15 protein-coding genes are annotated in these 20,670 nt (G+C 70.0%); 6 read left to right on the top strand and 9 right to left on the bottom strand.

What is annotated here, in order from left to right; genetic code table 11:
* Position 1: 1 nt before the first annotated feature.
* Together HD557_RS12010 and HD557_RS12005 are read right to left on the bottom strand one after the other, a co-directional pair.
* Complete coding sequence (locus tag HD557_RS12010) at positions 2–802, bottom strand: enoyl-CoA hydratase/isomerase family protein (RefSeq protein WP_196874048.1); 801 nt, start codon at positions 800–802, stop codon at positions 2–4.
* A gap of 12 nt (positions 803–814) precedes the next feature.
* Positions 815–2,422, bottom strand: coding sequence for a GMC family oxidoreductase (locus tag HD557_RS12005; protein ID WP_196874047.1), 1,608 nt, complete (start codon positions 2,420–2,422; stop codon positions 815–817).
* 62 nt (positions 2,423–2,484) lie between these two features.
* Here HD557_RS12005 and HD557_RS12000 point away from each other — a divergent pair, with 62 nt between their 5' ends.
* Positions 2,485–3,324, top strand: coding sequence for an LLM class F420-dependent oxidoreductase (locus HD557_RS12000; RefSeq protein WP_196874046.1), 840 nt, complete (start codon positions 2,485–2,487; stop codon positions 3,322–3,324).
* 187 nt (positions 3,325–3,511) lie between these two features.
* Here HD557_RS12000 and HD557_RS11995 read toward each other — a convergent pair whose 3' ends face one another.
* Positions 3,512–4,351, bottom strand: coding sequence for an alpha/beta hydrolase (locus tag HD557_RS11995; RefSeq protein ID WP_196876385.1), 840 nt, complete (start codon positions 4,349–4,351; stop codon positions 3,512–3,514).
* 122 nt (positions 4,352–4,473) lie between these two features.
* Between HD557_RS11995 and HD557_RS11990 the strand changes: the two genes are divergently transcribed.
* Both HD557_RS11990 and HD557_RS11985 read left to right on the top strand, forming a co-directional pair.
* Positions 4,474–4,926, top strand: a complete 453-nt coding sequence (locus HD557_RS11990) for a nuclear transport factor 2 family protein (RefSeq protein ID WP_196874045.1) — start codon at positions 4,474–4,476, stop codon at positions 4,924–4,926.
* A gap of 22 nt (positions 4,927–4,948) precedes the next feature.
* Positions 4,949–5,362: an RpiB/LacA/LacB family sugar-phosphate isomerase gene (locus HD557_RS11985; protein ID WP_196874044.1), complete on the top strand. Its 414-nt coding sequence runs from the start codon at positions 4,949–4,951 to the stop codon at positions 5,360–5,362.
* A 10-nt stretch (positions 5,363–5,372) separates the two neighbouring features.
* On the opposite strand, the gene HD557_RS11980 is transcribed toward HD557_RS11985, so the two are convergent.
* Genes HD557_RS11980 through hsaA form a run of 4 tightly spaced genes read right to left on the bottom strand, consistent with a single transcriptional unit; the run spans position 5,373 to position 8,976 of the window.
* The gene (locus tag HD557_RS11980) at positions 5,373–5,954 is read right to left on the bottom strand and encodes a flavin reductase family protein (RefSeq protein WP_008360169.1); all 582 of its coding nucleotides are present in this window, start codon (positions 5,952–5,954) and stop codon (positions 5,373–5,375) included.
* 30 nt (positions 5,955–5,984) lie between these two features.
* On the bottom strand, positions 5,985–6,884 hold the full coding sequence (gene hsaC / locus HD557_RS11975) for an iron-dependent extradiol dioxygenase HsaC (protein WP_008360171.1): 900 nt from the start codon (positions 6,882–6,884) through the stop codon (positions 5,985–5,987).
* Positions 6,881–7,783, bottom strand: a complete 903-nt coding sequence (gene hsaD, locus HD557_RS11970) for a 4,5:9,10-diseco-3-hydroxy-5,9,17-trioxoandrosta-1(10),2-diene-4-oate hydrolase (RefSeq protein ID WP_196874043.1) — start codon at positions 7,781–7,783, stop codon at positions 6,881–6,883. Before hsaD ends, hsaC begins: the two co-directional genes overlap by 4 nt.
* Positions 7,783–8,976, bottom strand: coding sequence for a 3-hydroxy-9,10-secoandrosta-1,3,5(10)-triene-9,17-dione monooxygenase oxygenase subunit (gene hsaA / locus HD557_RS11965; RefSeq protein ID WP_307785602.1), 1,194 nt, complete (start codon positions 8,974–8,976; stop codon positions 7,783–7,785). The genes hsaD and hsaA overlap by 1 nt, the downstream gene beginning before the upstream one ends.
* Positions 8,977–9,167: 191 nt before the next feature.
* On the opposite strand from hsaA, the gene kstD reads away from it, so the two are divergent.
* From kstD to HD557_RS11950, 3 genes are read left to right on the top strand one after another with little or no spacing between them, the layout of a single operon-like run.
* Positions 9,168–10,847, top strand: a complete 1,680-nt coding sequence (gene kstD, locus HD557_RS11960) for a 3-oxosteroid 1-dehydrogenase (protein WP_196874041.1) — start codon at positions 9,168–9,170, stop codon at positions 10,845–10,847.
* Complete coding sequence (locus tag HD557_RS11955; RefSeq protein ID WP_196874040.1) at positions 10,847–11,734, top strand: MaoC/PaaZ C-terminal domain-containing protein; 888 nt, start codon at positions 10,847–10,849, stop codon at positions 11,732–11,734. Before kstD ends, HD557_RS11955 begins: the two co-directional genes overlap by 1 nt.
* A complete protein-coding gene (locus HD557_RS11950; protein WP_196874039.1) occupies positions 11,731–13,197 on the top strand; it encodes an FAD-binding protein in 1,467 nt (488 codons plus the stop codon). The genes HD557_RS11955 and HD557_RS11950 overlap by 4 nt, the downstream gene beginning before the upstream one ends.
* A 490-nt stretch (positions 13,198–13,687) precedes the next feature.
* Here HD557_RS11950 and pulA read toward each other — a convergent pair whose 3' ends face one another.
* Both pulA and HD557_RS11940 read right to left on the bottom strand, forming a co-directional pair.
* Positions 13,688–18,985, bottom strand: coding sequence for a pullulanase-type alpha-1,6-glucosidase (pulA, locus tag HD557_RS11945; RefSeq protein WP_196874038.1), 5,298 nt, complete (start codon positions 18,983–18,985; stop codon positions 13,688–13,690).
* Positions 18,986–19,122: 137 nt separating this feature from the next.
* Complete coding sequence (locus tag HD557_RS11940) at positions 19,123–20,511, bottom strand: alpha-amylase (RefSeq protein WP_196874037.1); 1,389 nt, start codon at positions 20,509–20,511, stop codon at positions 19,123–19,125.
* Between the last annotated feature and the right edge of the window lie 159 nt (positions 20,512–20,670).

The raw sequence follows: 20,670 nt of genomic DNA, 5'->3' as shown, positions 1-20,670 counted from the left end.
CTCAGGCCCCCGGCGGAAGCTTCGTGAAGTCGGGCTTGCGCCCCTCGGCGAAGGCGACGAGCGCCTCGATGTTGGCGGGGCCACCGAGCAGCTCGGCGAACTTGGCGTTCTCGAGCTCACGGGCCGCCTCGATCCCCTGACGCAGCGATGCGGTCATGGTCTCCTTGACCGCGACCAGGCTGCTGATCGGCCGCGCGGCGAGCGTGGCGGCGTGGTCCCAGGCGGTGTCGAGGAGCTCGTCGGGGTCGGTGACCCGCCACACGAGTCCCATCTGCTGGGCCTCCTCAGCGCTCACCCACTCCCCCGACATCAGCATCCAGGCGGCGTTCTGGCGCCCGATCAGCCGCGGGAAGAGGAAGCTGGAGGCCGCCTCCGGGGCGACGCCGAGCGTGGTGAACGGCGTCTTGAACCTCGCCGCGGTGGAGGCGAAGCCTAGGTCGGCGTAGCCGAGGAGGGTCGCGCCGATGCCGAGCCCGAGCCCGTTGACCGCGACGACCAGCGGCTTCGAGAACGCCACCAGGGAGTCGAGCAGCTCGATGAACCCGTGCGGTGCGCCGTCACCGGCATCCTCGCCGGCACTCGAGGCGGTCTCCTTCATCTCCAGGAGGTCGGTGCCGGCGGAGAAGGCCCGTCCGGTCCCGGTGAGCAGCACGACCGCCACCTCCGGGTCCTCGTCGGCGGCGCGCAACGCCTCGGCGAGGGCGACGTAGAGCGCTTGGTTGAAGGCGTTGAGCTGGTCGGGTCGGTCGAGGGTCAGCGTACGGACGCGGTCGCGGTCCTCGCTCAGCAGCAGATCAGACATGTGCAGGGCCTCCTAGGCGCTCAGGATCAGGTCGGCGGCGCGCTCCCCGATCATGATCGAGGGCGCGTTGGTGTTGCCACCGGTGATCGAGGGCATCACGCTCGCGTCTGCGACCCGCAGGCCGTCGATGCCCAGCACCCGCAGCGACGGGTCGACGACCGCGCGCTCGTCCGAGCCCATCCGGCAGGTGCCGACGCCGTGGTAGACGCTGTGCACGATGTTGGGCAGCAGCTCGCGGGTGGCTTCCGCGCCGGCGTGGTCCGGGCCTGGCGAGATCTCACCCTGGTTGTCACCGAGTCCGACCATCATCTCGCGCACCTTCGCGATCCCGTCCAGGAGCACCTCGGTGTCCTTGCCCGACGTCAGGTAGGCCGGGTCGAGCAGCGGGTGCGCGAACGGGTCGGCGCTGGCCAGGCGTACGGTGCCGCGGCTCTCGGGATAGATCAGCGTCGGCAGGATGCACAGGCCGGGCTTGCTCGTCGGCGGCCGGATCGCCTTCTCGCCGTCCTGGTTCGGGAACGGGTAGACCCAGTAGAGGACGTGTAGCTGCAGGTCGGGGACCTGGCCGGCCAGGGCGCTGCGTACGAAGCCGAAGGCCTCGAACTGCGACCCGGCCGCCCAGCCCTTGCGGGTGAGCCGCGACTTCGCGAAGCCGGCGGCGAAGTAGGCGGGCGTCGGCCGCCGCAGCGCCGAGTCCATCCGGAAGGAGACCGGCACGAAGAGGTGGTCGTGGAAGTTGTCGCCGACCGGGAGATCGGCGTGGACCTCGATGCCATGCTCGCGGAGGTGGGCGGAATGGCCTATTCCGGAGAGCATCAGCAGGTGCGGCGAGCCGTAGACGCCGGCTGACACGATGACCTCGCGGGTCGCGCGGATCGTCTGCTTCTCCCCGTCGGCGCCGACCACCTCGACGCCGGTCGCGCGTGAGCCCTCGATCCGCACCCGGGTGACCTGGGCCTTGGTCAGGATCAGCAGGTTGTCCAGGGGCTCGTCGCGCAGATAGGCCTTCGAGGCGGAGTATCTGCGTCCCTCGGACGCAGAGAGCTGGACGACGCCGACGCCCTCCTGCTCCTTGCCGTTGTAGTCGTCGAGCGCGCTGACCCCGAGCCGCTTGGGCGCCTCGTCGATCCAGGTCTGCGCGGCCGGGGTGAGGTCCTTCTGGTAGCGCACCTTCACCGGTCCGCCCTCGCCGCGGAACTCATCGGCGCCACCTTCGAAGTCCTCCATCCGCTTGAACGCGGGCAGCACGTCGTCGTAGGACCAGCCGGTCGCACCGTCGGCCGCCCAGTCGTCGAAGTTCTGGCGGTTGCCGCGCACCCAGAGCATGCCGTTGATCGAGGAGGAGCCACCCAGCACCTTGCCGCGCGTCATCGGGATGACCCGGTCGAGGGCGGCGCTCTGCGGCACCGACTTGTAGCCCCAGTCGACCAGCTTCTTGAGCTGCGGCGTGGAGAGCATCGCGGCGACAGCGCCGGGGAGCTCGAGGAGGTTCTTGATCCCGAAGGCGGTGTCCTTGGTGCCCGCCTCGATCACGATCACGCTGGCACCGCTCTCGGCCAGCCTGCGGGCGGTGGCACACCCCGCACTCCCGGCTCCTACGACGATGTAGTCGGCTTCCATGTTCGCTTCTCTCTCCCGGTGATCCCTTCCGGAAAGACTAGAACACGTTCTACTGTTGTGTCATGCGCCACGGCATCGTCCTGTTCACCTCGGACCGCGGCATCGCGCCCGCCGAGCTCGCCTCCGCCGCCGAGGAGCGCGGCTTCGACACGTTCTACGTGCCCGAGCACACCCACATCCCGGTGCGCCGCGACGCCCTGCACCCCACCGGCGGCACCGAGCTCCCCGACGACCGCTACCTGCGTACGCTCGACCCCTGGGTGACGCTCGGGACCTGCGCCGCGGTGACCTCGCGGATCGGGCTGTCGACCGCGGTCGCGCTGCCGGTCGAGTCCGACCCGATCACGCTGGCCAAGGCGATCGCGACCCTCGACCACCTCTCCGGCGGCCGGGTCTCGCTGGGCGTCGGGTTCGGCTGGAACACCGACGAGCTCGCCGACCACGGCATCCCCGGCGACCGCAAGCGCACCGCACTGAAGGAGTATCTCGAGGCCATGCGTGCGTTGTGGACCGAGGAGGAGGCCGCCTACGACGGCGAGTTCGTCTCCTTCGGCCCTTCCTGGGCCTACCCGAAGCCGCCGCAGGGCCGGATCCCGACGATCGTCGGCGCCGGCGGCGGACCCAAGACGCTGCGCTGGATCGCCCGCAACGCCGAGGGTTGGATGTCGACACCGACCGAGGCCGGCATCGGCGACAAGGTCAAGACCCTCCAGGACGAGTGGGAGTCGGCCGGCCGCGAGGGCAAACCCGAGGTCCGGGTGCTCGTCGCCAAGAAGCCGACCCCGGAGGACCTCACCGAGTGGTCCGTCGCCGACGAGCTGATCTGGGGCGTCCCCGACACGGAACCCGCAGGCGTACTCACCTACCTCGACAAGCTAGCCGCCCGCCTGAATCTGACCTGACCAACCGCCGACTCGGCGCAACTGTCCCGTCAGCCATCGCCGAGTCGGCGCGAATGTCCCAGATTTCGGCGCCCACTCGGCGCAAATGTCCCGGACTCGTGGAGCAGTTGCGCCGACTCGGCACGCTCACGCGAGACAGATGCGCCGACTCGACATCCTCAGGTGGGACAGATGCGCCGGGTCGGCGTTATCGACTGGCCAGCACCTGGTCAAGGAAGGTCACCACGCGGGCCAGGCCGGCGCGCGACGCGGGTGAGATCCCGGGCAGGGTGAGGTAGGCATGGGTCGCCAGGGTCGGGCAGTGCATGGTGACGTCCACCCCGGCCGTACGCAGCACCCCGGCGTAGCGCTCGGCATGCCGGCGTAGCGGATCGAACCGAGCGGTGAGGACGAGTGCCGGGGGCAGGTCGGCATGGGAGGCCGCCCGCAGCGGCGAGGCCGCCCACTCCTCCGCGCGCGACGCGTCACCGCCGAGATAGTGCTCGACGATCCCGCCGAGCCCGGGCCCGCGCAGGCCGACGAGGTCGACGACCGGATAGATGAGCACCTGGCCGCGGATCCGGGGCGCGCCCTCGTCACGGGCGCGCAGGGCCACGACGGCGGCGAGCGTGCCGCCGGCACTGTCGCCCATCACCGCGATCCGGTCGGCGTCGCCGCCGAGGTCGGCGGCATGGGCGACCACCCAGCTCAGCGCCGTCCAGCAGTCCTCGACCGCCGCCGGATAGGGGTGCTCCGGCGCCAGCCGATAGGCCGGCGCGACGACCACGGCACCCGTGCGGGCCGCGATCCGCCCGGCCATCCAGCGGGACTGCTCCGGCGACCCCCAGCACCAGCCGCCGCCGTGGAAGGCCAGCACGATCGGCCGGCCAGCGACGGAGGTCGCAGGAGCTAGCGGGGCGTGCACGCGCAGCCGGAGGTCACCGGCCCGCACCTCTCGCATCACCGCCTCCGGGTCGTCGGCACCGAAGACCCAGGTCAGGCGGCGGTTCGCCAACAGCGCCGCGCGCCGCTCGCGCAGCTCGACCATCCCGTCCACACCGCGATCCTGCACCTCGACGGCGGTCCACGTCGTGACCTATGGCCGACCGGTGGCCGAACGTCAGCCCACGACCGGCCCATTTATAGAACACGTTCTACTATGATCGGTCCATGAGTGACATCAGGGAGATCGAGCAGCTCAAGTTCCGCTACGTACGCCTCCTCGACACCAAGCAGTGGGACGAGTTCGCCACCTGCTTCAGCGACGACGCCACCGCCGACTACGCCGGCCTCTCCTTCGGCACTCCGGGCGAGCTGGTCGACTACATGCGCACCAACCTGCCCGCCGAGATCATCACGATGCACCACCTGCACCACCCCGAGATCACGGTCGACGGCGATGAGGCCTCCGGCCGCTGGTACCTCTACGACAAGGTCTTCGCCCCCGCCTTCGCGTTCGCCCTCGAGGGCGCCGCCTTCTACGAGGACCGCTACGTGCGTACGCCGCAGGGCTGGCGCATCGCCCACACCGGCTACGAGCGCACCTGGGAGCTCACCACCAGCCTCAAGGACCAGCCCAGCGCGAAGCTGACCGGACCCGGCGGACCGGCCACGCACGCCTGAGGACGGCGGTAGGTTCGACACCATGCGGATCGCCTTCGGAGCCGATGACGAGAACGAGACGACCCGAGCCGTGCTCGCCGAGCTGCGGGGGCGCGGTGAGGTCGAGGTCGTCGACACCGACTCCTGGCCCGACCTCGGCGCCGGCATCGGCCGGGCGGTCGTCGAGGGCCGCGCCGACGTCGGCGTGGTGATGTGCTGGACCGGCACCGGGACGGCGATCGCCGCCAACAAGGTCCCGGGCGTCCGCGCCGCGTTGGCGTGGGAGCCCTGGATCGCCCGCGGCGCCCGGCTGTGGAACGACGCCAACGTCCTGGCGTTGAGCCTCAAGCGCCTCGCCCCGGACGTCGCCGTCGAGGTGGCCCGGGCGTTCCTCGACGAGACCACCCCCGACCCCGACGAGGCCGACGCCATCCGCCGCCTCGACGAGCTCCCCTGAGAGACCCGCCTCAGCCCAGCTCGCGGTAGTTGCTGCGGAAGAAGAGCAGGGGCTCGGTGGCGGGGCCCTCCTCGAGATCGAGGACGCGGCCGACGACGAGGTAGTGGTCGCCCTCCTCGTGGACCGAGTGGACGGCACAGTCGAGGTAGCCGACGGCACCGGAGAGGTGCGGGTCGCCGTGGTGGGCCGAGGGCGTCCAGGAGATGTCGGCGTACTTGTCGGCGGCCCGGGAGGCGAACTGGTTCGAGACCGCCTCCTGGTCCGCGGCGAGGATGTTCACCGAGAAGTGCCCGGCCCGACGGATCCGGGCCCAGGCCCGCGAGGACTTCGTGGGCGCGAACAGGATCAGCGGCGGCCGCAGCGACACCGACGAAAACGACTGGCAGGTCATCCCCACCGGTCCTTCCGCGGTCTGCGCCGTGATCACGGTGACCCCGGAGGCGAACCGGCCCAGCACCGTACGGAACCGGGCATCGGCCTCCGCGTCGGCAGGGGTCTCCGGAGGAGACGGTGGCGCCTCGAAGTCGAAGCGACCGTGGAAGGACTCGATCAGCTCCGGATGCGGCCAGCTCTCGGCGGCATCGGGAGACATCCCGTCAGGCACCTCTATACGCATACCCGATCACTGGCCTACGCCGAAGTCGTGACCCCAGTACGAGACGGCCGTGGACTCCCGGGCGACCCACTTCTGGTCGTCGACCTGCAGCCCCTCGGTGCCGAACTCGATGTCGAAACCGCCCGGGGACTTCACGTAGAACGAGACCATCTCGTCGTTCATGTGCCGCCCGAGCGTCGCCGACAGCTTCGCGCCGTACTTCTTGACCCGCTCCAGCGCCCGGCCGACGTCGTCGAGCTTGTCGACCTCGAGCATGATGTGCACGCACTTGGAGTCGTTGGGGAACGGCAGGAAAGCCAGCGAGTGGTGGCGCGGGTTGATCCCGAGGAAGCGCAGCCAGATCTTGGTGCCGGGCTCCTTGCCGGCGAACTCGCCGGGCATGCTCATCGAGTCGCGCAGCCGGAACCCGAGCGTGTCGCGGTAGAACTCCAGTGCCTCGACGTCGTCGCTGACCGGGATCACCACGTGGCCCATCCCCTGGTCCCCGGTCACGAAGGTGTGGCCGTAGGGCGAGACCGCGGGGCGCCGCTCGTAGGTGATGCCGTGGAAGAGCTCGAAGACGTTGTCGAAGGGGTCGCGGAAGCGCAGCATCTCCTGCACCCGGCGCTCGGCGAGCTCCTCGGGCGTGCCCTCCTCGACCTCGACACCGGACTTCTCCAGGTGCTCGCGGGCCTCCGCCAGGGCGGTGTGATCGGCGACCTCCCAGCCGACGCAGCCGAGCTGGTCCACCTCGCCCGGCTCGATCACCAGGCGCGCCGAGACCTCGTCGATGCGGTAGTAGAGGTGCTCCGGGTCCGGCCCCTTGGCCGTCACGAGGCCGAGGACCTTCTCCGCGAACGTACGCCACGCCTCCAGGTCGGTGCTGGTGACGCGTACGTAGCCCATGGACTTGATGTCGATGCTCATCGCTTCTCCTCGGCAGTACGCTCCCTGTGCCTCTTCAAGAACGAGACTGCGATCTCGCGGAACTCGTCGGCGGCCTCGATCTGTGCCCAGTGCCCACAGCGCGGGAAGACATGCAGCTGTGCCTTGGGGATCAGCTTCAGGGCGGGGAACGCGCCGTCGAGCGGGTTGACCCGGTCCTCGCGCCCCCAGGTGAGCAGGGTGTGGTGCTTGAGCTGGTGGGCCTCGCGCCAGAGCATGCCGTCCTCGGCGGTCTCGGGGTTGTAGAACGACCACCCCATCGACGCCATCGCCTCTCGCGCGCCGGGCGCGGTCGCGTCCGCGAACCGCTCCTCGACCAGCTCGTCGGTGACCAGCTTCTGGTTGACGACCATGGTCGAGATGAACGCCTTGAGCGCCTCCCGCGTGGGGTCGCCGGAGAAGTCCATCAGGCGTTGTACGCCCTCGGTGGGATCGGCGTGGAAGAGGTTGAGCGAGAGCCCGCCCGGCCCCATCAGCACCAGCCGGCCGACCCGGTCCGGGTAGGTCAGCGCGATCCGCATCGCGGTGCCGCCGCCGAGCGAGTTGCCGAGCAGGTGCACCTTCTTCAGGCCCAGCTCGTCGAGCAGCGCGATCACCGCGTCGCCGGCGAAGCGGTAGTAGTTGCCCACCACCTCCGGCTTGTCGGAGGCGCCGAACCCCGGCTGGTCGACCAGGATCGTGCGGAAGTCGGCCGCGAAGCCCTCCAGCGCCGAGCCGAAGTTGGACCACGACGAGGCCCCGGGACCCCCGCCGTGAAGCATCACCAGCGGCAGCCGGTCATCCCCATCTGAACCCAGGTCGTAGTAGCGCAGCGAGATCTCGCCGGCGGCCTCGGTCTTGATCGCGACGTCATGAGCGACGTCCTCTTTCACCAGTGCCATCAGTACATCCCCGGGTCGACCTTGTGCCCGAACTCGGAGGCGCCGTACATCTGCAGCGCGCGCTCGGGGTCGTTGGCGGCGTGGACACGGCCGGCGTGGGCGTCGCGCCAGGCGCGCTGGAGCGGGGTGCCGTTGGCCAGGGCCCGGCCGCCGGAAGCCTCGAAGAGCAGGTCGATCGCATCGATCGCCCGCTGCGTACCGAGGACCTGGTCACGCCGGATCCGCAGCCGCTGGGAGATCGGGATCTTCTCGCCGCGCGCGACGTAGGCCTGCTGCTCGCGGATGTTGCCCACCAGCAGCGCCCAGGCGGCGTCGATGTCGGAGGACGCGGTCGCCACGCGCACCGCGGCGAACGGGTCGAGCGATGCCTTCTCGCCGTAGGAGGCGCGCACCCGGTTCTGCTGCATGGTGACGTGCTCGTCGTAGGCGCCGCGGGCCATGCCGATGATCGGCGTGGTGATCGTGGTGGTGAACAGCGAGTGGAACTGCAGCTTGTAGAGGTCGCCGGTGTTGACCGCCTGCCCGGGGCCCTTGCACCGCCCGGTCTCGGCCATCGAGAGCGTGAAGGTCTCCGGGATGAAGACGTCCTCGACCACGATGTCGTTGGAGCCGGTGCCGGCCAGGCCGACGACGTTCCAGACGTCGACGATCTCGTAGCGCTCGCGGGGCACCAGGAACGTACGGAAGTCGACCACCTGGCCCTCGTCGTTGAAGACGAGGCCGCCGAGCAGCACCCACGTGGCGTGCGCGCAGCCGGAGGAGAACGACCAGCGTCCGGAGAGCCGGAAGCCGCCGTCGACGAGAGCCGCCTTGCCCATCGGGGCATAGGAGGAGGAGACCCGGGTGTCGGGGTCCTCGCCCCAGACCGCCTGCTGCGCCTCGTCGTCGAAGAGCGCGATCTGCCAGGGGTGCACGCCCAGGACGCTGGAGACCCAGCCCGTCGAGCCGCAGGCGGAGGCGATGTCGCGTACGCAGGTGTAGAAGTCCACCGGGTCGGCCTCGAGCCCGCCGAACCGGGCCGGCTGCAGGAGCTTGAAGAAGCCGACCTCCTCCAGCTCCTTCACGCTCGACTCCGGCACCACCCGGAGGCGCTCGGTCTCCTCGGCGCGCTCCCTGATGGTGGGCAGCAGGTCCTGCACCCCGTCCCTGACGGTCTGCGCGTCCTTGTGGGGGCGCTGTGTCGGTTCGCTCACCGCTCTGCCTTCCTGCATGGTGTCCCAGATGTCGTCGGGCGGCGCGATTCGTGCGCTGCCGATGGATCAATACTAGAACACGTTTCAGTTTTGTCGAGTCCTCGGGCGTGTTTCGTTGCCTGTCATCTATGGTAGAACGTGTTTCAGTTCTTAGACAGCACCGCCTGATCGCACAAGGTTGAGGGAGCACCATGGGACAGACCGACGAGGAGACCTACGACGTCGTGGTCGTGGGCGCCGGAGGCGCCGGGATGACCGCGGCCCTCGCGGCCGCCCGCCGGCACGGGCTCGAGACCGTCGTCATCGAGAAGAGCGCCTACTTCGGCGGATCGACGTCCCGCTCGGGCGGCGGGGTCTGGATCCCGCGCAACCACGCCCTGGCAGCCGCCCACCAGAAGGACTCCCCCGAGGCCGCCAGCCTCTATCTCGAGTCGATCGTCGGCGACGTCGTGCCGGCCGAGCGCCGCGAGACGTTCCTGGGCCGCGGCCCGGAGGTGCTCTCGTTCGTGTGCGAGAAGACCCCGGTGCGCTTCAACTGGGTCCCCGACTACGCCGACTACCACCCCGAGGCGCCCGGCGGCCGCGGCGCCGGCCGCTCCGTCGAGCCGGCTCCGCTCGACGCCCGGATCATCGGTTCCGAGCTCGACCGGCTGCACCCGCCCTACACGAAGTCGCCGGCCAACATGGTGGTCACCCAGGCCGACTTCCGGAAGATCAGCCTCGGCATGCGCACGGTCCGCGGCCCGATCACGATGGTCAAGATCGCGGTCGCGCGGATCCTCGCCGGCCTGCTCGGCAGGAAGATGTACGCCATGGGCGCGGCGCTCGCGATCGGCCTGCGCAAGGGCCTGATGGATGCCGGCGTCCCGATCCGGTACGAGACCGAGCTGGTCGGCCTGGTCACCGAGGACGGCCGTGTCGTGGGCGTCGAGGTGCGCCACGGCGAGTCCGGCCCGACCTCGGTGATCCGGGCGCGGCGCGGCGTGATCCTGGGCTCGGGTGGCTTCGAACGCAACCTGGAGATGCGGGAGAAGTACCTGCCCGCGCCGACCTCGGTCGAGTGGACCACCGGCGCCTTCTCCAACACCGGCGGCGGGATCCTGGCCGGGATCGCCGCCGGCGCGGACACCGATCTCATGGACGAGTCCTGGTGGGGCCCGACGATCCCGTTCCCGGGACGGCCCTGGTTCGCGCTCGCCGAGCGCAACCTGCCCGGTTCGATCATCGTCAACGGCGCGGGCAAGCGGTTCATGAACGAGGCGCTCCCCTATGTCGAGGCGGTCCACGAGATCTACAAGGGGCAGGAGACAGGGGTCTCGCACGTCCCGGCGTGGCTGGTCTTCGACCAGCGTTACCGCAACCGCTACATCTTCGCGGGGCTCGGCCCGGGCCAGCCGTTCCCGGGGCGCTGGCTCAAGAGCGGGGTCGTCGTGAAGGCTTCTTCCGTCGAAGCGCTCGCAGAGAAGATCGAGGTGCCCGTGGACGGACTCCGCGAGACCCTGGCCCGGTTCAACCGCTTCGCCGAGTCGGGCGTCGACGAGGACTTCCACCGCGGCGAGTCGACCTACGACAAGTACTACTCCGACCCCACCGTCAAGCCGAACTGCTCGCTCAACGTCATCGACCAGGCTCCGTTCTACGCCGTCAAGATGGCCCCCGGCGACCTCGGCACCAAGGGCGGCCTGGTCACCGACAAGCGCGCCCGGGTCCTGCGGCCCGACGGCTCCGTCATCGAGGGTCTCTACGCCGCCGGAAACGTCTCCTCCGCCGTCATGGGCCGCACCTACGCCGGCCCCGGCGCCACCATCGGCCCCGCCCTGGTCTTCGGCTACCTGGCCGCCGAGGACTGCGCTCTCAAGGAGAACAGCTGATGCCCATCGACCCCGCCAAGGCCATCGGCGCCTCGCTGCCGTCGCAGTCGTTCTCGTGGACCTCGTCCGACGTGCTGCTCTACCACCTCGGCATCGGCGCCGGCTCGCGTCCCGGAGACGCGACCGACCCGGCCGCCCTGCGCTACACGCTGGACTCCGACGCGCTGACGGTGCTGCCGTCCTTCGGGGTCGTCGCGCCGACCTTCCACGCCACCGAGCCGCCGTCACTCAACCTGCCCGGCTGCGACATCGACCTGGCCTCGGTGCTCCACGGCTCCCAGGAGATCCACGTCGACGGCCCGATCCCCACCTCCGGTGACGCGGTCGTCACGACCCGGATCGCCGAGGTCTGGGACAAGGGCAAGGCCGCCGTCATCGTCCAGGAGGGCGTCGCCACGACCCCGGCCGGCGATCCGCTGTGGACGGTCCGAAGCTCGATCTTCGTACGCGGCGAGGGCGGCTTCGGGGGTGAGCGCGGGCCGTCGACGTCGGTGCCGGTTCCCGACCGCGCGCCCGATGCGGTGGCTGCGTACGACGTCACGGAGCAGCAGGCGCTGCTCTACCGGCTCTGCGGCGACCGCAACCCGCTGCACGCCGACCCCGCCTTCGCCGCGAAGGCGGGCTTCCCCAAGCCGATCCTGCACGGGCTGTGCTCCTACGGGATCGTGCTGCGCGAGGCGACCGGGCTCCTCTTGGACGGCGACGCGACCCGGGTGGGCGGGTTCGGTGCCAGGTTCGCCGGGATCGTCTTCCCGGGCGAGACGATCTCGATCGAGGCCTGGGACGAGGAGCCCATAATCCTGATCCGAGCGACGATCTCGTCGACCGATCCGGCGCGCGACGGCGCCCCGGTCCTCGCCGACTGCTACCTGGAGGCGACGGCATGAGCGGCACGGCACTCCCCGACGTACTCTCCCCCGCCGACGTCGAGGAGCGCTTCGGCGGCTGGTCGGAGGAGACCGACGTGGTCGTGGTCGGCTTCGGCGTGGCCGGCGGAGCCGCGGCGCTGGAGGCGGCCCGGACCGGTGCCCGCACGATCCTGCTGGAGCGTGCCGCCGAGCCCGGCGGCACCTCGGCGATGGCCGGCGGCCACTTCTATCTCGGCGGCGGCACCGCGGTGCAGAAGGCGACCGGGATCGAGGACTCGGCCGAGGAGATGTTCAAGTACATCCGCGCGGTCTCCAAGGAGCCCGAGGACGACAAGATCCGGTCCTACTGCGACGACTCGGTCGAGCACTTCGACTGGCTCGAGGCGCTGGGCTTCGAGTTCGAGCGCTCGTTCTGGCCCGGCAAGGCGGTGATCCAGCCCGGCACCGAGGGGCTGATGTACACCGGCAACGAGAAGGTGCACCCGTTCCGTGACCTTGCCGTCCCCGCGCCGCGCGGCCACAAGGTGCCCGTGCCGGGCGACACCGGCGGGGCCAAGCTGGTCGTCGACCGGATGGCCGACCGCCTGGCCGAGACCAGCGCCGAGATCCGCTACGAGACCGGGGCCACCAACCTGGTGATCGAGGACGGCCGGGTCGTCGGCCTGGCCTGGCGCCGCTTCGAGGAGCGCGGCGCGATCCGGGCCAAGGCGGTGATCCTCGCCGCCGGCGGCTTCGTCGGCAACGCCGACATGGTCGCCGAGCACACGCCCCGGCTCGGCGAGAAGCTCTTCCCGCTGGCCTCGACCTATGACGACGGCCTCGGCCTGCGGCTGGGCGCCTCGGCGGGCGGCCGGTGGCGGTTCATGGACGAGCCGTTCCAGACCGCGCCGTTCTACCCGCCCTCGATCCTGCTGACCGGGATCATCGTCAACAAGCACGGCCGGCGGTTCGTGGCCGAGGACTCCTACCACGCGCGTACCGCCGCCTTCGTCATGGAGCAGCCGGACTCGGCGGCCTTCCTGATCGTCGACTCGGCGCACATCGAGCACCCGAAGATGCCGCTGTGCCCGTTCATCGACGGGTGGGAGACGGTCGAGGAGATGGCGGCCGGCCTCGGTGTCCCCTTCGAGGCGCTGAACGAGACCCTGACCTCCTACAACACCCACGCCGCCAGCGGCGAGGACCCGGAGCTCCACAAGGCGCCGGAGTGGACCGAGCCGCAGGACGCCGGCCCCTGGGGCGCCTACGACCTCTCCCTCGGCAGGGCGATGTACGCCGGGTTCACCATGGGCGGTCTGGCGACCACGGTCGACGGAGAGGTACGCCGCGAGGACGGCTCCGCGATCGCCGGCCTCTACGCGGCCGGCGCCTGTGCGGCCAACCTCGCCCAGGACGCCAAGGGCTACGCCTCGGGCATGCAGCTCGGCGACGGCTCGTACTTCGGGCGCCGGGCCGGACGTCATGCCGCCGGGCTGACCTGACCGACCTGACCGGGTCGAGTGACGGGCCTCACAGTCGGGACGTCTCCGGCGACACCGGCGGCCGGCCGGTCCCGACGGGGAGCTAGTCTGTCAAGACGTTCATCGAGCGGACTGTTGCCATATCACATATCTCTCTCGACGTGAATGGCTTCGGTAAAAATTAGGACTTTAGGCCCTACGCGCTTCCCGAGCCCGGCTGGTTATGTATACGCGACGCCGCGGGTATCGCCGGTGACTGGCTCTTCCGACGCGTCCGCAGGCCATCGGTCCCCACTCGACGCCTGTCGCCGAACTAGCCGAAAGGAATCCCCATGTTCGACTTCCGGAGCCCGGCCGGCCTCATGGTCATCGCCGCCCTGGTCGTCATCGCGCTCGTGGTGATCGGCGCTCTCGCCGGCAACAGCCCCTCCTGATCCTGACGCCGAGCTTCCTGACAGGGAAGCCGCAGGCCCCGGCTCGATGAGCCGGGGCCGCGTCCGTTTTCCTTTCGTCAGCGGGTGAAGACCGCCACCGTCCGGGCGGGCACCGTGAAGGTGCCCGAGCCCGGGTCGAAGGAGGACGACTTCACGACCTCGTCCGTGCCGTCGGCCTGGGTCGGGTGCAGGCGGTAGCCGGCGCCCTCGGCGTCCTGCACCGTCTGCTGCTGGGTCGTCGTGGTCGCGTTGAAGACGACCACGAGGTCACCGAGGCGCATGGTGATGACGCCGGGCGTCTCGTCCTTCCCCGAGAGCGGGAACGACAGCTTCTCCTGCACCTGTCCGGTGGTGGGCAGGTGGAAGACCGGCTCGTCCGTACGGATCCGCAGCAGGTCCTGGTAGGCAGCCGTCGCACCCTCGATGTCCGAGCACGACGGAGCCGAGACCGAGCCCAGGAGCGGCTTGGCGTAGGGCCACTTGTCCTTGTTGTCGGTCGCCGGCGGCAACCCGCGCCCGAAGCCGTTGCCGTCCGCGCAGTCCCAGTGGATGGCGTTGAACCAGTCACCGGAGTCGTAGGAGTTGCGGTCCAACGACTTCGAGCGCAGCAGGTCGGTGCCGGCCTGGGAGAGCGCCGGCCCCTGGGACAGCGCGGCCGTCGCCATCGCGAGCACCTGCATCCGGGCACGGTCCGCGGTGCTGGTGGACGCGGGCAGCTTGAAGGCGAGCGCGTCGTAGAGCGACTCGTTGTCGTGGGCGTCGGCGTAGGCCAGCGCGTCGCCGGGCTCGGCCGCGTAGCCGGCCGGTGAGCCGTTGTAGTCGACCTCGGCCCCCTTCACCTGGCGGCCGCCGGTGTCGGTGAACGAGTAGTCGGCGAGGTTGCCGGAGAGCCCGACCTTGATCAGGTCCTGGTAGTGCAGCAGGCGCGCCCGCTGCTCCGCCTCGGTGCCGTTGGCCGCCGAGGCGTTCGGGGCGGTGTAGAGACCGCTCGCGAAGCCCTGGACGCCCGGGTCGGCGTCGAACGGTCCCCCGCCTCGTACGGCGTCTCGGGCTCGGTCGCTGAACGTCGCGATCCCGGTGCCGGCCATGTTCTTCTGGGTGGCCTGCACGAAGCGCGCGTCGTCGGCGATCTCGCCGAAGTTCCAGCCCTCGCCGTAGAGGATGATGCTCTTGCCGTCGACGCCGTCCTTCTCGAGCGTGAGGCTGTCGAGGGCCTTGCGTACGGCGAGGATGTTGGCCTTGGGGTGGTGGCCCATCAGGTCGAAGCGGAAGCCGTCGACCTTGTAGTCCTTGGCCCAGGTGACGATCGAGTCGACGACGAGCTTGCCCATCATCGCGTTCTCCGGCGCGGTGTTGGCGCAGCAGGTCGAGTTGGCGACCGAGCCGTCGGCGAGGAGCCGCTGGTAGTAGCCGGGCACGATCCTGTCGAGCACGGACGTCTTCGCCTGGCCGCTGCTGGTGGTGTGGTTGTAGACCACGTCCATCACGACCCGCAGGCCGTCCTCGTTGAGCGCCTTCACCATCCTCCGGAACTCGACCGTCCGGTCGGTGCCGTCCGGGTCGGTCGCGTAGGAGCCCTCCGGGACCGTGTAGTGGTAGGGGTCGTAGCCCCAGTTGTACGCATCCCCGGCGGCCGCCGCGGCGACGCACTCCTGCTGCTCGTCGCTGTCCGCGGCGTATGACGCGAGGTCGCAGTCGGGGCTGGTCTGGTCGGCCTTCTCCTCCGGGATCGTGGCGATGTCGAAGGCCGGCAGCAGATGGACGTACGAGGTGCCGGAATCGGCCAGCTCGCGCAGGTGCTTCGAGCCGTCGCTGTCCTTGTCGGCGAAGGCGAGGTAGCCGCCCGGGTGGTCGCTGGTCTCGTCCTCGACGGAGAAGTCGCGGATGTGGAGCTCCTGGATCTGGGCGTCCTTCATCGCGACCGCCTTCGGCTTCCGCAGCGTCGACCAGCCCTTCGGGGCGAGCGACCGGTCGCCGAGGTCGACGACCAGGCTGCGCTCGGAGTCGGCGGTGAGCGCGACCGAGTAGGGGTCGGTGACCTTGTTGGTGACGAGCTTCTGCACGCTCGGCGCCCACACCGTCACAAGGTAGCGGTACTCCTTGCCGCGCCAGGCGGTTGCCGAGCCGGTCACCGACCAGACGCCGCTGGCGTCGTCGCGGCGCATCCCGATGGTCCGGCCGTCGAGCTCGAGCTTCACCTGGTGCGCCGTCGGCGCCCACACGGACAGCGTGACCTTGCCGCCCTTGAACACCGGGCCCAGCGACGCCTTCTCCGCCTTGGCGGCGTAGAGGTCGTCGAGGATCGCCTGCGTCTGGACGCCGGTGCCGGTGACCAGGGCGCCGTTGCCGATGCGCTGGGTGAGCACGACCTGGCCGGCGAGCGCCTCGCGGATCCGGTCGCGGTCGCGGGTGTCGACGGTGAAGGCGGCGTACTCCTTCAGGTGCGGGAACCGCGCCTTCTGCTCGTCGCTCATCGACGTCGCCTGGAGCCGCAGCCAGCGGCCCTCGCTGCTCAGCACACCGTCCTCGACGGTGATGCCGCCGTCACGGTCGTAGACCAGCTGCGTGGACAGCGCCGAGCCGCTGGCCTTCTCCTTCGGCAGCACGACGGTGGTCCGGTCGATCCACTGCGCGTGCGCCTTCGCCAGGTCGAGCTCGGGGGCCGAGCCGACCGACGGCAGCAGATAGCCGGTGTCGCCGGAGTTGAGCCACACCTCGTGGCCGTACGTCGTCAGGTCGAGCGAGCGGTCGTTGGGGATGTCCTTCTCGTCGCCCTTGTGGACGATGTAGTTGAGGGAGGTCGCACCGTCGACCAGCGGCACCTCGAAGGTGAGGCCGTAGGCGTCCTTGCCGGTGGGCTGCAGCGGCTTGGACCACTCGGTCGGGTTCGCGGCGCCGGTCCAGGTGTGCAGTCCCCAGCCGTCGTAGTCGCCGTCGGGACGGTGGAAGTGGATCACGGCCTTCGAGGTGTCCGGCGCCGGGTAGACACCGTCGGGTCTGGTGGTCGCCTGGCCGTCGCTGCCGGCCTCGACCCAGACCTCGCCGGTCTCGGCGAGATCGATCGTGCGCTGTCCGCCGTCGGCGGTGCCGTCCTTCTCGACCGTGTACGTCACCGACGAGGCGCCGTCGGGAAGCTTCACCCAGGCGAAGGCACCGTACGCGTCGCGGCCGGTGAACTCGCCGCTCTGCTCGCCGGCCCGCAGGGTCCAGCCGGTGTAGTCGCCGTCGGTGCGCCGGTAGTGCACGACCGCGTAGTCACGGTCGACGGCGCTCGGGTTCTCGGCCTCGGGCGCCTGTCCGGCCGTGGTTTCGGCCAGGTCGCTCGCGGTGCGTCCGTCGCGGTCGACGACCACGGCCTTGTAGCGCAGGGCGGTGCCGGAGGCGACGGTCGGGGGGACGTACTGGGTGATCTTGTACGGCGCGTGGTCGACCGAGCCGAGGGTGCGCCACCTGCCATTGCCGACCTGGGCGGCGAAGACGACGCGGGCACCGGCGGTCTCCCCTGGGTCGGCGGAAAGGGTGACCGTGCCGATGGCACCGGCCTCGGGAGCGGTCAGCCTCAGCGTGGGCTTCGCGGTGGCCGCCGGGAGGGTGTCGTCGGCGCGCAGCACCACCGAGGAGAGCGCTGGGACGGTCACCTCGATCGTGCCGTCCTGGGCGGTCTCGGTGGCGTCGCCGCCGTAGATCGTCGCGAAGGCGGCCGACTCCACGGGCAGGCTGACGGTCTTCGCCTCGGTGGCGTTGTTGACCGCGACGACGTACTCGCGGTTCTCGCCGGTGCGGGAGAACGCGTAGACGGAGCCGGCGGCGTGGAGCTCCTTCTGGGTGCCGTCGGTCAGGGCCGGGTGGTCCTTGCGCAGCTTCGCCAGCGTGGCGATGGCGGTGTAGATCGGGTGGCTGGTGTCGTACGCGTCCGATGCATGGGTGCGGTCGGTGCCGAGCTGGTCGTCGTCGAGGTAGTCGGCGACCTCGGAGGCGAACAGCGTCTGGCGGGCGTCCTTGTCGCCGCCGGCGCCGGTGAAGCCCTGCTCGTCGCCGTAGTAGACGACCGGGTTGCCGCGGGAGAGGAACATCAGCTCGTTGGCGAGCCGAGCGCGCCGGACGAGCTCGGCGTCGCTGGCGCCGGGATGGTCGGCCGCGAGGAAGGTGCCGATCCGGCCCATGTCGTGGTTGCCGAGGAAGGTGACCTGCTCGTAGGCGTTGGCCTTGTCGGTGGCGTACTTGTAGTCGTCGGCGAAGACTCCTGCGAGCCGGTCGGCCGGGGCGCCGAGGGAGGCGTAGGCGCGGGCGGCGTCCTGGAACGGGAAGTCCAAGGTGCCGTCGAGGCGGCCGCGGGTGACGTACGGCGAGGTGACCTCGGTGTCGGCGGAGTAGACCTCGCCGAACATGAAGAAGTCCTCGCGGCCCTGCTTGGCGGCGTAGGCGTCCAGCGCGGTCGCCCACTCGGTCCAGAAGTCGAGGTCGACGTGCTTGACGGTGTCGATGCGGAAGCCGTCGATGTCGAAGTCGCGGACCCAGCGCTGGTAGATCTTCGTCATCCCCTCGACGACCTCGGGGCGCTCGGTCCACAGGTCGTCCAGGCCGCTGAAGTCGCCGTAGGTGGTCGACTCGCCTTCCCAGGTGGAGTCGCCGCGGTTGTGGTAGAGCGTCGGGTCGTTGAGCCAGGACGGCACCATCTCGCCGGTCTTGGCGGTGCTGTCCGGCGTGTAGGGGAACGAGTCCTCGTCGACCTTCGCGTCGTCCGAGGACGGGTCGGCGTCGTCGAAGGGGCGGCCCGCCGTGTCGAGATAGGGGAAGGCGCCCTTGGGGCGGTAGCCGTACTTCTTCTCGGCGTAGTCGACGGTGTCGGCGGTGTGGTTGGTGATGACGTCGAAGAAGACCTTCATGCCCTTGGCGTGCGCCGCGTCGACGAGGGTCTCGAGGTCCTCGTTGGTGCCGAAGTGCGGGTCGACCTGGGTGAAGTCGGTGATCCAGTAGCCGTGGTAGCCGGCCGAGGCGTTCGCACCCTCGCCCTGGACGGGCTTGTTCTTGAAGATCGGCGCCATCCAGATCGCGGTGGTGCCGAGGCCCTTGATGTAGTCGAGGCGCTCGGCGAGGCCCCGGAGGTCACCGCCCTGGTAGAAGCCCTTGTCGGTCGGGTCGAAGCCGGTCGAGGTGCGGCTGCCGGTCAGGCCGCCCTTGTCGTTGGCGGGGTCGCCGTTGGCGAACCGGTCGGGCAGCACGAAGTAGAACTGCTCCTTGGTCGCGTCGTGGCGGGCCGGCTCGGCGGCCAGCTCGGCGTCCGAGGGCGGCTTCGGGGCATCTGCCGCCGAGGCCGGTGCGGCCGTCTGCAGGGCCGTGGCGAGCAGTGCGCTCGCGAGCACGGTCGCGGCCATCCGGGGCGCGCTGTGTGCGCCACTTCTTCGATTCACCTGTGAGGGCCTCTCTGGTTGTGCGGGGTCGTTCGAGGTCGTGCGGCGTGCCGACCGCCCGGCGCCCATGGGGACGGCGCCGGACGGCCGGACGAAGGGGATCAGCTGCAGGTCGTCGCGCCGACGTGCAGCGCGAGGGCGGTGTTGGCCCCGAGGGTGGTGGTGAGCTGGCCGGAGCCGTTCACGGTGACGCTCCTGCCGCTCTGTACGTCGCAGTAGGTGCCGGCTGCCAGCGACGTCTGGAAGGTGCGGGTGAGCGAGGAGGACTCGTGGTTGATCGCGACGTACGCCTTGCTGCCGCGCCCGAAGGCGATGGCGTCGGCGCCGTTGTCCCACCAGTTGGTGACGGCCTGGCCGCGGGCGGTGTTACGGAAGGCGACCATCTTCTTGATCTCCGGCCAGGCGTGCTGGCACTTCCAGCCGTCCTGCCAGCAGGCGGTCACCGCGCCGCCGTTGGGCGGGCCGGCGTCCTTGTCGCTCCATTCGTAGCCGGAGTTGATGTCAGGCGAGCCGTAGGGCCAGGCCAGCATGAAGACGTTGGCCAGGGTGTAGTTGGCGCCGTCCTTGTAGTTGAGGGTGTCGCCGCCGCGCTCGGTGTCGTGGTTGTCGACGAAGACGCCCGAGCTGCCCGAGGACATGTAGCCCCAGCCCTCGCCGTAGTTCTTCAGGTAGGCGAGGTTCTCGTTGTTGAAGACGCGCTTCAGGTCGCGGGCGTAGCGGAACTCCTGGACGTCGCCGTTGCCGAGGTACTCGCTCGGCGAGACGGCCTCCCCCGCGCCGAAGATGGCCTCCTGCTTCCAGTAGACGTTCGGGTTGGTGAGCCGCGACTTGATGTTGGCCAGGTCGGAGGCCGCCATGTGCTTGGCGGCGTCGATCCGGAACCCGTCGACACCGAGCGAGAGGAGGTCGTTGAGGTAGCCGGCGATCTTGCCGCGGACGTAGTCCTCGCCGGTGTCGAGGTCGGCGAGACCGACCAGCTCGCACTCCTGGACGTTGAAGCGGTCCTGATAGTTGCTGATCGTGGCCGTGCAGTTGTTCAGATCCCAGCTCGAGTAGAGGCCCGGGTAGTCGTACTTGCTGTAGGACGAGCCGCCGGTGCCGGTCCCGGAGCCCGCGGACATGTGGTTGATGACGGCGTCCGCGACGACCTTCACACCTGCGGCGTGGCAGGTGTCGACCATGTTCTTGAAGGCGGTGCGGTCGCCGAGCCGGCCCGCGATCTTGTAGCTGACGGGCTGGTAGGACGTCCACCATTGCGAGCCCTGGATGTGCTCCTGCGGCGGCGACACCTGGACGTAGCCGTAGCCGGCCGGGCCCAGGGTGCTCGTGCACTCCTTGGCCACCGAGGCGAAGTTCCATTCGAACATCACCGCGGTGACGTCCTTGTCTCCCGGCGGCGCGGCCTGTGCCGGGGCCGAGACCGGGATCGTGAGCGCGACAGCAGCTCCCGCCGAGAGGGCAAGTGCGGCAGCCATGGACTTGAGAGCCATGGTTCCTCCTAGGTCGAAGGCACGCGCCGTGTCCGGATGGGTGGTGGGGGTGACACGACGCGCTTGAATCTTGCTGCAAGATCTTGCAGGCTGACCGTATGAGTGATGCCGGTCACACGTCAACCCCTGAAGCGTGGTCATCTGACAGCAGCACCCCCG

It is taken from the genome of Nocardioides luteus, from assembly GCF_015752315.1.
GTDB lineage: Bacteria > Actinomycetota > Actinomycetes > Propionibacteriales > Nocardioidaceae > Nocardioides.
This window is presented reverse-complemented; position numbering and strand designations above follow the sequence as displayed.